Origin of the sequence: Chryseobacterium sp. BIGb0232 (genome assembly GCF_024810195.1) — a bacterium.
Taxonomy (GTDB): Bacteria; Bacteroidota; Bacteroidia; order Flavobacteriales; family Weeksellaceae; genus Chryseobacterium; species Chryseobacterium pennae.
On record NZ_JANUEH010000009.1, the window covers coordinates 134,023 to 147,838 of the forward strand.

Genomic DNA, 13,816 nt, shown 5'->3' on the forward strand with positions numbered 1-13,816 from the left:
TTCATTTTTAACAGGAATACATTATATCAGTTCTTAAAACATATTTTAATCCGCTAATCAGTGTTTTTCCCTCATGTCTTAAAGGATGATAAAAAACTAAGGCTGTACCCTTCTTGGGAGCTACTGTGAAAAGGTTTTCAAATTCTGTTTCTCCTCCTTCAAAGTCATCATTCAGATAGATTAAAAAGGTATAGAAACTCTTCTCTTTTTCATTTCTGATATAGCTTCCGTCCCGATGCATCTTAAACTGTTGCCCTGGAGAATACTTGTAAATTCTGAACATCTCATTAAAATTCAAAAGCCTGCAATTTTCATGTTCTTTTGGAAGAAATTCTGCTGCTTTTCTGAAAAGATCTTCAGCCAGATTGTTATCAAAAATCATCAGCCTGTCATTATTTCTGATTCCTTTGCTCATCATCTGACGTCCACCAACATTAATCTTTGCTTCTTCAAAATTTTTCTCCTGTGATAAGGCAATGTATTCGTCACATTCTGCTTCTGAAAGAAAGTCCTCAATCAGAAATATCTGCGGATGTAGGTCTGTTTTTTCCATGATTAATATTCTGTGATTGGTTATTGTGTTTTTACCCTCTTAATTCGTCTCTTACTTCCATCAAAGCAAATCCTAAAAGGTTTTCTCCGTTCCATAATAAAGGATTTTCTGCTCTTGAATCTGTTTCCAGCATCCCGATTCCCCAAATGGTATCGTAAGGACTGGCTTCTACCAGTATTTTATCTCCTGTTGACAAAAGAAAGTCTTTATATTTTTTGTTTTGAGAAAATTTTAAAAGATTTCCCTGTCTTACAATCTCATATTTGTGCTCATCCCAAAGCTTCGGATCAAAGTTTTTTACTTTTCTGCCCAGGCTTTTAACCTGATTAGGAGTAGATGCCTGCAATATTTTTTCTAAGTTTTCATGGTCATTGAATAATTTTGCTTTACCAGCCATCATATAATGTTCTGCTGTTTTATAAACAACCCCATTTTCTTCAAAATTCCCTGTAAACCACTGGCTAAAACATGATTTGGTGATTTCATTTTTAACCGTGTGTCCCCAGAAAAATAAAAACTTTATCCTTTGCTTCTTCTGAAATTTCTCTTTAATATTTTGTAAGGTGTATTTCATATTGTGTTATTTCTACGCAAATGTAATACAATATCATTTTACTTACCAAATTTATTTGTGTTATTTTTACACTAATATATATAACTATTTGATTTTCAGATTAAAAATATAATACACTGTAATAGTAAATAAATATATATTTGATTTTTTTAGCCACGAATGCACGAATAATTTATTATAACCATTTGAAAGGTTACATTTTCATTCGTGCATTCGTGGCATTATTTCATCTCAATTCTTTTATACCTTTATCTTGTAAATAATAAAGTGGCCGCCTCAGATTGAGCCGACCACTTCATTGAAATATATTTTGTGATTGAAAATTATTTGATTTCGAAATAAAATCCCTGTTCTTCCAATTCTTTATATTTTTCCTGATTAAAAGTAAAGAGTTTTCCGGGCCTTCCACTTCCCTCTTTTTTAACGTTATTGGTTTCATTAAGCAATCCGTAGCTCATGATTTTCTTGCGGAAGTTTCTGCGGTCAATTTCCTGTCCTACAATAGTTTTGTACAAATTTTCAAGGTCAGAAAAAGGGAATTCTTCATTGAGAAGATTAAAGCCTATGGGCTGATATTGAATTTTTGTACGAAGCCTTTTTAAGGCAATATCAATGATATTTTTGTGGTCAAAAGCCACTGTTGGAAGCCTATTGACACTAAACCATTGTGCATCATCGGCATCTGAGTCTGCAAATAGTTCATGGTAAGAGGGGTTTACCAACCCCAGATAAGCTACAGAAACCACTCTGTTTCTAGGATCTCGCCCTACGTTACCAAATGTATAGAGCTGCTCTAAAAAATCAGGTTTTATACCTGCTTCTTCATGCAGTTCTCTTTTAACAGCATCATCCAGATTTTCACCATCCAGAACAAGGCCTCCAGGAAGCGCCCAACCGCCTTTAAAAGGTTCAATATTTCTTTTGATAAGAAGGATTTGAAGATCTTTCTTATCAAAATATCCGAAAATAACTGCATCTACAGCAACTTTAATATCCTGTAATTTTTTTGGAGACTCCATAAATTAATTTGCGTTACTAATACGCAAATATACAATTTTAAAATTAAATCTAAATGATAATCTTTTATTTTATACGTCAACTTCTGTCGTTATCAGCATCTATTTTTACCATACAAAATTTAATTATTCTGCAGAATAATTAAATCAAATTAATCACCTAATATAAAAAAATGGCAGACTTATTAATTAATGATCCACATACCGGCGAACAATGCGGGTATTTAGAAACACAGGTATGGTATGACAACACAACTCCTATGAGTGATACTCTTTGTGACCATGTAGTATATATAAAACTTGATAATAAGTATTATAAAAGAGTATTAAACGATTACTTAACTGTTAAAATGTTCGGTGCCATTGGAGATGGATTAACCGATGATTCTGGAGCTATCCAAAAAGCAGTTGATTTTTGCGAAACAACCTCTCAAAAAACATTGTTTTTCCCTCCAGGAGATTATCTTTTGAATACTCCTATTCAGAGTTCAAGAGGCGGAGTAAAATTCCTGGGTTCGGGTGCCTTATTAAGAGAAGAAAGCTGGTATTCTAATACACCTGTTTATTCTTCTTTTCCAAAGCCTCCATTTTCAGGATGTTCATTGATAATTCCAAAGAATAGCAGTGCTCTTGTTTTTAAAAACAGTGTTGTTGATCCCATTAACATTGAAGCTATTCAATTTTTAGCAAAAGAAGGAAGAACAGTAGGAGAAACTTATGCTATCAATTTTAAATCAGAGTTTACAGGACCTACATGGCCTTTTGTTATCAAGGATTGTCACTTTAGAGGCTTTAACCGGGCCCTATCTTTTAAGAGCGAAACTGCTTATAATATTGCTTGGGTTCAAATTACGGGTTCCGCTTTTTCTCAAAATGATGAATGTGTATATTTTGATTTTGCAAGTGATAAACAACGTAATTTGTCATGGGGATTTTTATTTGAGAATAATAAATGTCATGATAATACCAGAGTTATTTATGGTTATTTTGCTAAAGATCTGGTAAAAATTGTGAATAATAATTTTGAAGGTTCCATCCCTTACTCCAATGATCCTTATGCTTTTTTGCCAGATCAGACTGAAGAGAAAAACCACTACCATGATTATTATAGTATTGATATAGAAATTGACAATGCTGTTGTCCAGTTTTTTGGAAACCATTTCGAAGCCATGAGTAGTCATGCAGTTTATATTTCTTCATTAAGAAAAGATATTCAGGGGAACTATATGCCTACTTTCGGTACAACATCTCTTTCCAATAAAAACAAAGTTGAAATTATTGGAAATAATATGGATGGGATGACTGATCATAAACAAATAAAATTCAACCTAACTGGTGTTCAAGTCATCAACAAAGATGATGTGCCTTTATCTGTTCACGCATGTGAAATTGTTGAAAATAATGCTACAAGTGCAAATATATTTTTAAATCCTGAAGCTAAGAAAAATGGTACAATCATTAAGTTCTCAGATACCGATGGCTCCTCCTATTTATTCAATGATACTTTAGACAATTATGGTGTTAGAAAAATTCCAGCAACTCCGAAATCTTTACTGATTGATGGTGAACAATATGAAAGTAAAGGGAATAACACTTTAGATAATAATAATCATTATTGGGGAGGCAATACTTTAGCATTTAAGTCGATTCCAAAATATCTTGGAGCTTCCTTTAAAATTAAAAGCAGATTAGATATTTTTGCAGCAAGTGTATTTTTCAATATTTTTCATCTTAATGGATCAAATCCAAGCGAGTCATACAACAAATATATTCCGGGAACATTATTTCAAAAAGGTGGAGATTCGTTAATTGTAGCGATCATTCCTAATGATAATTATTATCCTAATGTAACAAGTAATAATGTATTCTCTGCAGGGCTTTCAATGGGCAATTTGGAACAAAAAAATATATTGGTGGCTGCAGATATTACTTATTTTACTTTTTCTTCAGAAAATCCTAGTATTTTACCTTATTATGCAAAATCTAATCTTGTAGAAAAATTCGGTACTTTCACAGAAGGACAATATTTTGTAGATATAAATCATAAAGTAAATATTGTTACTGAAAGTGGAACCATAAATCAGGAAGGTTTCCTTCAGGAGATAAGGCAACCAGGAGAGCCAGAGAAGACTACTGTTTCAGGAACCATCGGGAAGAATTTTATTGTAGTAAACCATCCGAAAAAGTTGACAACCGGGCAATATATTAAAATACCTAACCCCCAAGCTCCTTTGAAATATAATGAATATAAGATTACAGGATGTGAAAACGGGCAAAAATTTTACTTAGATAAAATTCTCCCTATTACATTTACTAATTCCATTTTTTCTTTCAAGGAACCAACAATTACTATAATTACCTGATTATATCTTATAAAAAGAAACTATCTCCCTTTTTAATATGGGAGATAGCTTCTTCTTATTCATTTGTTCTTTGTTTATACACATATAATAAAAGTTCATACCTTTAAGTTATTATTATAACCAACTTAAAATTAAATATTTATGAAAAATTTACTGGCAATCATCACTATTGGTTTTTTACTTACATCATGTGAAAAGGGAAAAACCACAGCATCTGAGACCCCAGATAAGAAAGACTCTACTGCTAATTCTGAATGGAAGCCTGTAGATTCTGCCGCCGCAACAAAAGCATGGATGGAATTTGCCACCCCTGGCGATATGCATAAAATGCTGGCTAAATTTGACGGAAACTGGACAGGTGCTACCAGCATGTGGATGGATGACAGTGGAAAAGCTGCTACCAGTACTTCTGAGTGTACTAACAAAATGATCTTCGATAGTCGCTATCAGGTAAGCAATTACAAAGGAAATTTCATGGGAATGCCATTTGAAGGAATGAGCATTATGGGCTATGACAATGCCAAGAAGAAGTTTGTAAGTACCTGGATTGATAATATGGGAACAGGATTAATGCATGCCGAAGGAGACTGGAATCCTGGTAAGAGATCAATTGATTTTAAGGGTAAAATGACAGATCCAAGCCGACCTGGAAAAGAATGTGAAGTAAGGGAAGTTTATACCTTTACTGATGACAATAACCATACATTGGAAATGTATGGACCTAATCCGAAAACAGGAAAGGAAATGAAAACCATGGAAATAAAATTCACCCGTAAAAAATAAAATAAACCCCCATTTCAGCTTGAAACGGGGGTTGTTTTTATAATAATATTGAATTACTCATTAAGTTTCAATACAGCCATGAACGCAGACTGTGGAACTTCTACCCTTCCAATCTGTTTCATTTTCTTCTTACCTTCTTTCTGCTTTTCCAATAGTTTACGCTTTCTGGAAATATCTCCTCCGTAACATTTTGCGGTAACGTCTTTTCTTAGAGCTTTAATGGTTTCTCTTGCAATAACTTTTGCTCCCAATGCTGCCTGAACAGCAATATCAAACTGCTGTCTTGGGATCAGTTCACGAAGCTTTTCACACATTCTTTTTCCGATATAGTAAGCATTACTGTCGTGGATCAGAGATGAAAGGGCATCTACCATGTCACCATTGATCAGGATGTCCATTTTTACAAGCTTGGAAGCTCTGAATCCGATTGGGTGGTAATCGAATGATGCATATCCTTTAGAGATTGATTTTAATCTGTCATAGAAATCGAAAACAACTTCAGCCAAAGGCATATTGAAGATCAGTTCTACCCTTTCTGATGTTAAATAACTTTGATTAACGATCTCTCCTCTTTTTTCGATACATAAAGTCATTACTGCTCCAACAAAGTCAGATTTTGTAATGATAGATGCTTTAATGAAAGGTTCTTCTACTCTATCCATTGTAGAAGGATCCATCATTTCAGATGGGTTGTTGATCAGGATTGGAACTTCAGGTTCTTTTTTGGTATATCCAAAATAAGAAACGTTGGGTACCGTAGTAATTACGTTCATATTGAACTCTCTGTCAAGACGCTCCTGAACGATTTCCATGTGAAGCATTCCTAAGAATCCGCAACGGAACCCAAAACCAAGTGCTGCAGAACTTTCCGGTTCGAAAACCAAAGAAGCATCATTTAATCTCAGTTTTTCCAATGAGAATCTCAGTTCTTCAAAATCTTCAGACTCAATAGGATAAATACCCGCAAATACCATTGGTTTTACTTCCTCAAATCCATCGATTGGCCCGTCTGCAGGATTCTCAAATGAAGTAATAGTATCACCTACTTTTACTTCACGGGCATCTTTAATACCAGAAATCAAATATCCTACATCTCCACACTGAATTGTTTTCTTTGGAACCTGTTTTAGCTTTAAGGTACCTACCTCATCAGCTCCATATTCTTTTCCTGTAGCAAAGAATTTAATTTTTTCATTTTTAGAAATACTTCCGTTTACCACTTTAAAGTAAGCTTCAATCCCTCTGAATGGGTTATAAACAGAGTCAAAGACCAATGCCTGAAGTGGTCCGTCGGGATTTCCTACCGGTGCAGGAATTCTTTCAACGATCTGCTCTAATAAATGATGAACTCCTTCTCCTGTTTTTCCTGAAACTCTCAATACATCTTCGTATTCACATCCGATAAGATTCATAATCTCATCTGTTACTTCTTCAGGATTAGCAGACGGAAGGTCAATTTTGTTCAAAATCGGAATGATCGTTAAATCATTTTCCAATGCTAAGTATAAGTTACTAATTGTTTGTGCCTGAATACTCTGAGCAGCATCTACAATAAGAAGGGCTCCTTCACAGGCAGCAATAGAACGGGAAACTTCGTAAGAAAAGTCAACGTGTCCCGGTGTATCAATCAGGTTTAGAATATATTTTTCTCCTTTATACTCATAATCCATCTGGATCGCATGAGATTTAATAGTAATCCCACGTTCCTTTTCCAAATCCATATCATCAAGCGTCTGAGACTGTAATTCTCTTTGGGTAACGGTATTCGTATACTCCAAAAGACGGTCTGCCAAGGTACTTTTACCGTGGTCGATATGAGCGATTATGCAAAAATTTCGTATGTTTTTCATTTAAGAATCTTGTAATTTGCAAAGATAAAAAAAAGCGAGAGATTATTGTCTTTCATTATCTTATTGTATCAATTTATTTAAATTTTCATCAGAAATATCATATTCTCTGTTGTTGGGAATTTCTCTTCAATATAATAATCTTTTTATTTTACTACAAAATTAGATTTAAAGAGAAAATTAAACGGCTCTCACAAAAAAAGATCTGTAAGAGCCGTCCAACATTAAAAAAATAAACTATTATGGGGTCTGTTTAGGTCCCGAAGCATTATTATGTACATGAGGTTTTCTTTCGTTCATTTTATCTCTCATCATACCCTCAGACTGAAACAGCTTAAGGACTTTCTGGCAGGGAATTACCTGCTGCATTTTTTCTGCATATTTTTTTCTGTTATCCAGAAGCTTCTGTCCTATCTCAAAGCTTTGCTGTAATTTAGCTTTAGCTTCATCATCTGATAATGTTTCAGGATTAAAGCCTGGATCAAATTGACTTTTTATCTGCTTCTGACTATCCAGATACTCGTTATAAAGCTGGGTAAATTCTGCCTTATCTCCGGAATCTACATTCAGATTATCCATGATCATATTATTCCTGAATTTCTTAAGGAGTTCCTTCCTTTCCTCAGGAGAAAGATTGTTGATGACTTCCTTTCTTTGTTTAGGATCCATCTTCTTCCAATCATAGTCGGTTCTTTGAGCATTTAAGCCAAGACTAAAACCATAAATAATAAAAAACGTCAATAGTATCTTTTTCATCTTTCTTTATTAATTATATAAATCCAAATAAACATCCTGAGTTGAGTTACTTGCCAGTTCTGCAATCTCAGAATTGGAGAACGAGTCCAGATATTCATTCATCCGGGTTTCTTCTTTTTTAGTTACGGGTTTCACTATTTTTTGTGAAACAGCTTCTTTTTCACTTCCTCCTTGGCTTTTTACAGCTAAAGAAGTATTATTTTTTTGATTTCCAACTGTTTGATTATTATTTTCAACAGAGGTTAAATCTCCTTTCAATGTTTCATAGGCAAGCTCAGATTCCGTTTTAGGCTCTCCTTTATGCATTGCATACGCCTCTTTTGAACTCAATCCCTGATCTGCAGAATTATTACTGGAATTATAAATAAAAGTTACTCCAAAGATTAAAGCCAGTGACGCTGCTACTGCATACATCCAATTTAATTTAAAGACCGGTGCTGGTGCTTTTTGCTCCGGCTTTATATCATTCATAACCCTCTCCTGAATATTTTCAAACAAATTTTCAGGGACTGTGTAAATGTTTTTACGTTCTAGTTTTTCTATGTCGAACTCTTTCATCTTCGTTTTGTCAAAAATTATCTTTCGTAATTTTCCTTAATATAATCTTCTATTTTCTGTTTGGCATAATGATAATTAGTTTTCAATGTCCCTACCGACATATCTACAATTTTAGATATTTCTTCGTAAGGCAAATCATCATAATACCGCATCATAAATACCAGTTTCTGCTTTTCCGGCAGGCTTTGTATAGCGTTCTGTAATAAAGTCTGTATCTCTTCTGCATCACCTTCTACATTGTCTGCCACCAGATTTTGCATATGATACTCCGGGTCTTCATCTGTTTTCTGCATTTTCTTCAGTTTGTTGACCTGCTGCAATGCTTCATTGGTAGCAATTCTATACAGCCATGTATACAGCTGACTATCATTTTTAAACTGATGAAAATTCTGATAAGCTTTGATAAAAGTTTCCTGCAAAGTATCCTGGGCAAGATCTCCGTCCACAATAATTCTTCGTATGTGCCAGTACAATCTGCTTTGATAGGCATCCATCAAAGCACGAACACCTTTATCCTGTGTCCGTGGATTCTGCATCAACGAAATAATTTCCGCGTCCTTAATCTTCATAAGATGCCTTTCACTGTTTTGGATTACAAAAATAACTGAAAGTTAAATTAATTATTCAATTTTCAGTTTAAATATTAAAAATATTATGAGACAGTTACGCAATAAGTGTGCCTCTATTTAAGTTTGGGGTTTCTATGCGGATCTTCCTTTCCCGACTCATCTTAAAATCCTATATTTGTTAGATGCAAATTGTAATTATCGGTTCCGGAAATGTGGCTTATCATATTGCCAAAGCGTTTTCTTTGAAAGGTATTTCCCTTGCTCAGATCTTTGGGCGGAACGAAAAAGAATTGAGTAAAATTTCTGGAGAACTGCATATTCCTTATTCTACAGAAAAGTTGGAAGATGCAGATCTGTACATCATCTGTGTAAGCGATCATTCTGTGGAAGAGGTTTCTAAGATGATTACCAAGAAAAATTGTCTGGTTGCACACACTTCAGGTTCGCTTCCAAAGGAAACTTTAAGCGGTGAATACAGAAAATCCAGCTTTTATCCATTGCAGACCTTTTCAAAATCCAAGGAACTGGAATATGAAAAAATCCCGTTTTTCATTGAAACAGAAAATAAAGAGGATACAAAAATACTCTTTGACCTTGCTTCCAAAGTATCAGAAAATGTGATGGAAAGTAATCATGAAAAAAGAAAATATATTCATTTAACGGCTGTTTTTGCCTGCAACTTTGTGAATCATCTTTTTTCAAGAGCCAAAGAAATTTCAGATTCTCAGGAGATTCCTTTCGATTATTTTTTACCGCTGATTGATGAAACGATTCAGAAGATCCATGAGATAGAACCTAAAATGGCTCAAACGGGGCCGGCTGTAAGAAATGATCTTAGGATTTTAGAATTACATGAACAATTAATACAAGACGAAGAAAGTCTTAGCATTTATAAGACAATGAATCATTCTATTCAAAAAATGTATGAGTTATAAAGAGAAATTAAAGGATATTAAGGCCTTTGTATTTGATGTAGACGGAGTTTTCACAGATGGAAGCGTTTATCTGATGCCTGGAGGAAATATGAGCAGAGTAATGAATGTACTGGATGGCTACGCAGTGGTTAAAGCCTTAAAAAACAATTATTTAATAGGAGTTATTACTGGTGGAAATGATGAAATGGTAAAGCACAGAATCAATTACCTTGGAATCCAGGATTATTATCCGAAATCCCATAATAAAATGGAGGATTTTGAAGATTTTAAAAAGAAATATAATCTTAAGAATGAGGAGATCCTGACTATGGGAGATGATCTTCCTGATATCCATATTATGGAAAGCTCTGCTATTGCAGCATGTCCTGAAAATGCCGTTCCTGAAGTAAAAGGAGTAGCTGATTATATTTCTCCAATAAAAGGAGGAAGTGGTGCTGTGCGTGATGTCATTGAACAGGTCATGAAAGTTCAGGGGAACTGGCATGATGATAACACCCAATCTGTATAACTTTACTTATGAAATTACTTTTAGCATCACAGTCACCAAGAAGAAAAGAACTTCTTTCCAGCCTTGGTTTTGAATTTGAGGTTGTAAAAATCGACTGTGAGGAATTACTTCCTGAAAACATTAAAATAGAACAGGCTGCGGCTTATTTATCTGAATTAAAAGCAGATGCTTTCAGAAATCTGGCAGCAAACGAAGTTTTGCTGACGGCTGATACAGTGGTGGCCTTTGACCAGAAAATTCTGGGAAAACCTAAGGATGATTCAGATGCCCAACATATGCTTCGAAGCCTTTCGGGAAGAATCCATCAGGTGTATACTGGAATTACCATAAAAACTGCAGATAAAACATTTACGGAAACAGATGTTGCCGATGTGACCTTTGACGAGATCAGTGATGATGAAATACAGTATTATATTCAAAATTATAAACCATTTGATAAAGCCGGAAGTTATGGGATTCAGGAATGGCTTGGAATGGCGAAAATCAAAAGCCTGACAGGAAGTTTTTATACAATTATGGGGCTTCCTACCCATCTTGTTTATAAAATTTTGAAAGAGATTTCTGCGGTTTAAAAATCACAGCGGTTTCTGACTCTATAAAGATGAAATAAAATATTTCCCAGAGAAATATAAATATTATTCATTATAAAATTTTATTATTTTTACAAAATCATCAAACTGCTGATAATAAAAAGCAGATTAGCAAGTTATATTGAATAATGAAAAAGAATATATTGTTCCTTTTAGTGATTTGTCTTATTGCTTCCTGTGCTACCAAAACAAAAAAGCCGGAGCAACGTTCAAAATTATTGAAAGGCTTTTCCACATATTATAATACCCTGTTTAATGCCAAAGATGCATTGAATAGTGAATTCACGACCAGGGATAAGGCCCATAAGGATAATTTTTATGCTCCTTATATCCCAATACTTACTTTTGAAGATCAACCTTTGGGCAGTGATCTTGGCCAATCAGCAGCTTTTGCAGAAAATTCTATGAAAATGGCAGAAGTAGCCAACAGGCCCGGAAGAAATACCGGAATTCCTAATATGCCGGGAGGTCCCGGAAATGATTCTAACAATCAGGATGCAGCCCCAACAAAAGGAGCAACAACACTGGAAATTGCTGAAGCTAAAGCATTAAAAGCCATCAATAAATATTCTGTTACCAGAAATGGTGAAGAAAAAAATAAACAGATTTTTGATGCGTATATAATCCTTGCCCAATCAAGAATTTATCAGAACAAACCATTGGAAGCATTGGATGCTCTTAACTATGTCTTCACCTATATGAAGGATGATAAAAGGGTTCCACTGGCAAGAATCTATCAGGGAGTAGCATATGATAAGATCAAAGATTACCATAGAGCTCATGAAACTTTTGCTAAATTAAAGGGAGAAGATATTAATAAATCCTATGCTAAACTATTGAGCATTTATTATGCTGAGTCTCTTTTAGATGCAGGGAAAAAAGAAGATGCTTCCAAGGAACTTGATCTGGCTTTTGATTTAAATTCCAACAGAAAACTGAAGAGCAGAATTGCCTATTTAAGAGGTCAGGTTCTTGAAAATCTGGGACAAAATGATAAGGCAAGGGATAGCTATACTGCTGCTTACAAATACTCCAGTGATTTTGAGTTTGAGGTAAAATCTCAGATTGCCATTGCCAAAACCTTTAATGGTAAAGGAGATTATAACGGTGCCAAAAACTATCTGGAAGGGATCAGTAAAAAAGGGACTTATGGTTCCCGGAAAAATGAATTTTATTATGCTTTAGGCCTTATGGCTAATAAAGCCGGAAAAAAGGATGAAGCACAACAGTTTTTCAAAAAATCATTATTTGAAAAGGTTTCTGATCCTCAAATCCGTGGGCTTACTTATTATGAAATAGGAAAAAGCTATTTTGAAAAGAACGATTATATCGGTGCCGGAATTTACTATGATTCTGCGCTTGCCGTAATGACCTACGAGCCTTCTAAAATTCTGTTAAAAGACCAATCTGCCTATATTAAAAAGATTTCCAAGAACTATTATCTTATCAAAAAAAATGACAGTGTTCTTTCTTTAGCTAAGATGGATAATGCTCAAAGAACAGACTTTTTTTCAAAGTATATTGCGAAATTAAAGATCAAGGAAGAAAAAGAAGAACAGGAAAGAAAACGTGCAGAACGAAATAAAGGATTTGATACCGGAGATTATAGTGCAAATTCTATTTTTGCCAATAATAGTTCCAGTGCTTTTGAAGATTTTGGAGTGACAACGAAAGGCTTTTATTTCAACAATACCGGAACCGTAAGCAAAGGGACATCTACATTTAAGCAGGTATGGGGCGAAAGAGCGCTTTCTGATAACTGGCGTTTTTCTAAAAAAATGGCTTCTATTGAGGATATGAAAAATGAAGCTCTTGGAGTGACTTCAGCACCTAATCCAAGACGTTTTGAACCGGCTTATTATATTGAGCAGATTCCTACAGATCAGGGAAAATTAGCTCAACTGAAAAAGGACAGAGATACGGCATCATTAGGATTGGGTATTATGTATCAGAATTATTTTACCAATACTCCTCTGGCCACCAAAACTCTTTATGACCTCGTAGATGTGAAACCGGAAGAAAAGGTAATGCTTCAGGCATTGTATGAAATTTTTGCGATGAACTATGAGAAAACTCCTCAGGCAGCAGAAAAAGCAAAACAAATTCTATTGACTGATTATCCTTATACTTCATATGCAGAATTTGCAAGGAACCCTAAAAACAATTCATTTGTAAAATCAACGGTAGATGTAGAAAATGAGTATAAAAGAGCCTACGCTTTATATGAGTCTGAGAAATTCGTGGAAAGTAAGGAAGTCGTTGACCAAACTATCCAGAAATATCCGAAAGATGCACTGGTACCGAAATTATACCTATTGAATGCTTTCAATACAGGAAAATCCAGCGGAAAAGAAGTCATGATCCTCCAGCTTGAACAGATTGTCTTAAACTATTCTAAAACTCCTGAAGGAATAAGAGCTAAAGAGATGCTGAATTACCTGAAAAGTGACCTCAGCTTCCAGGCTACAGACAATAAAGGAAATTCGATCCAGCAACCACCGGGCTCTCCTACTCCATCTTCGAACAAAAGCAAAAATGTTCCGCAAATGGCAACCGGAGACTCCAACAGCCAAGGAAATCCGGATGCTAACCAGACTAAACAGCTACAACAGATGCCGACAGTGAATATGAACAATTCTCCACAGCAAAAAATTGATAAGCCTAAAGTAAAAAATAAAAATGTCCCTGATGGTGGGCCAGAAAGCCAATAAAATAAAAAAGCGAAGATTTACTCTTCGCTTTTTTATGTAGTTATTGTTTCTTC

13 protein-coding genes are annotated in these 13,816 nt (G+C 34.7%); 6 read left to right on the forward strand and 7 right to left on the reverse strand.

The annotated features are described in order from the left end of the window. Positions 1–7 precede the first annotated feature (7 nt). The 3 genes from M2372_RS18625 to M2372_RS18635 form a co-directional block, all read right to left on the reverse strand. The gene (locus M2372_RS18625) at positions 8–553 is read right to left on the reverse strand and encodes a 2OG-Fe(II) oxygenase (protein ID WP_123320226.1); all 546 of its coding nucleotides are present in this window, start codon (positions 551–553) and stop codon (positions 8–10) included. Positions 554–584: 31 nt separating this feature from the next. Then, positions 585–1,127, reverse strand: coding sequence for an NADAR family protein (locus M2372_RS18630; protein ID WP_123320227.1), 543 nt, complete (start codon positions 1,125–1,127; stop codon positions 585–587). 323 nt (positions 1,128–1,450) lie between these two features. After that, positions 1,451–2,146 carry an NrtR DNA-binding winged helix domain-containing protein gene (locus tag M2372_RS18635; protein ID WP_123320228.1) on the reverse strand — a complete coding sequence of 232 codons (696 nt, stop codon included), beginning with the start codon at positions 2,144–2,146 and terminating at the stop codon, positions 1,451–1,453. Between the two features lie 170 nt (positions 2,147–2,316). On the opposite strand from M2372_RS18635, the gene M2372_RS18640 reads away from it, so the two are divergent. Both M2372_RS18640 and M2372_RS18645 read left to right on the forward strand, forming a co-directional pair. Further along, the gene (locus tag M2372_RS18640; protein ID WP_123320229.1) at positions 2,317–4,506 is read left to right on the forward strand and encodes a glycosyl hydrolase family 28-related protein; all 2,190 of its coding nucleotides are present in this window, start codon (positions 2,317–2,319) and stop codon (positions 4,504–4,506) included. 141 nt (positions 4,507–4,647) lie between these two features. Continuing rightward, positions 4,648–5,289, forward strand: a complete 642-nt coding sequence (locus M2372_RS18645; protein WP_123320230.1) for a DUF1579 domain-containing protein — start codon at positions 4,648–4,650, stop codon at positions 5,287–5,289. Between the two features lie 53 nt (positions 5,290–5,342). Here the strand turns inward: M2372_RS18645 and lepA are convergent, their stop codons facing one another. From lepA to M2372_RS18665, 4 genes are all read right to left on the reverse strand, one after another. Then, on the reverse strand, positions 5,343–7,139 hold the full coding sequence (lepA, locus tag M2372_RS18650; RefSeq protein WP_115973144.1) for a translation elongation factor 4: 1,797 nt from the start codon (positions 7,137–7,139) through the stop codon (positions 5,343–5,345). Between the two features lie 237 nt (positions 7,140–7,376). Then, positions 7,377–7,892 carry a hypothetical protein gene (locus M2372_RS18655; RefSeq protein ID WP_115973143.1) on the reverse strand — a complete coding sequence of 172 codons (516 nt, stop codon included), beginning with the start codon at positions 7,890–7,892 and terminating at the stop codon, positions 7,377–7,379. Between the two features lie 9 nt (positions 7,893–7,901). Further along, complete coding sequence (locus tag M2372_RS18660; RefSeq protein WP_123320231.1) at positions 7,902–8,450, reverse strand: hypothetical protein; 549 nt, start codon at positions 8,448–8,450, stop codon at positions 7,902–7,904. A 17-nt stretch (positions 8,451–8,467) separates the two neighbouring features. Then, positions 8,468–9,019 (reverse strand): RNA polymerase sigma factor, encoded by a 552-nt coding sequence (locus M2372_RS18665; protein ID WP_115973141.1) that lies wholly within the window; start codon positions 9,017–9,019, stop codon positions 8,468–8,470. A gap of 182 nt (positions 9,020–9,201) precedes the next feature. On the opposite strand from M2372_RS18665, the gene M2372_RS18670 reads away from it, so the two are divergent. From M2372_RS18670 to M2372_RS18685, 4 genes are all read left to right on the forward strand, one after another. Continuing rightward, positions 9,202–9,954: a Rossmann-like and DUF2520 domain-containing protein gene (locus M2372_RS18670; protein ID WP_123320232.1), complete on the forward strand. Its 753-nt coding sequence runs from the start codon at positions 9,202–9,204 to the stop codon at positions 9,952–9,954. Then, on the forward strand, positions 9,944–10,462 hold the full coding sequence (locus M2372_RS18675; RefSeq protein ID WP_115973139.1) for an HAD family hydrolase: 519 nt from the start codon (positions 9,944–9,946) through the stop codon (positions 10,460–10,462). Before M2372_RS18670 ends, M2372_RS18675 begins: the two co-directional genes overlap by 11 nt. 8 nt (positions 10,463–10,470) lie before the next feature. After that, on the forward strand, positions 10,471–11,034 hold the full coding sequence (locus M2372_RS18680) for a nucleoside triphosphate pyrophosphatase (RefSeq protein WP_115973138.1): 564 nt from the start codon (positions 10,471–10,473) through the stop codon (positions 11,032–11,034). Positions 11,035–11,180: 146 nt separating this feature from the next. Then, on the forward strand, positions 11,181–13,763 hold the full coding sequence (locus M2372_RS18685; RefSeq protein ID WP_123320233.1) for a lipopolysaccharide assembly protein LapB: 2,583 nt from the start codon (positions 11,181–11,183) through the stop codon (positions 13,761–13,763). Positions 13,764–13,816 lie beyond the last annotated feature (53 nt).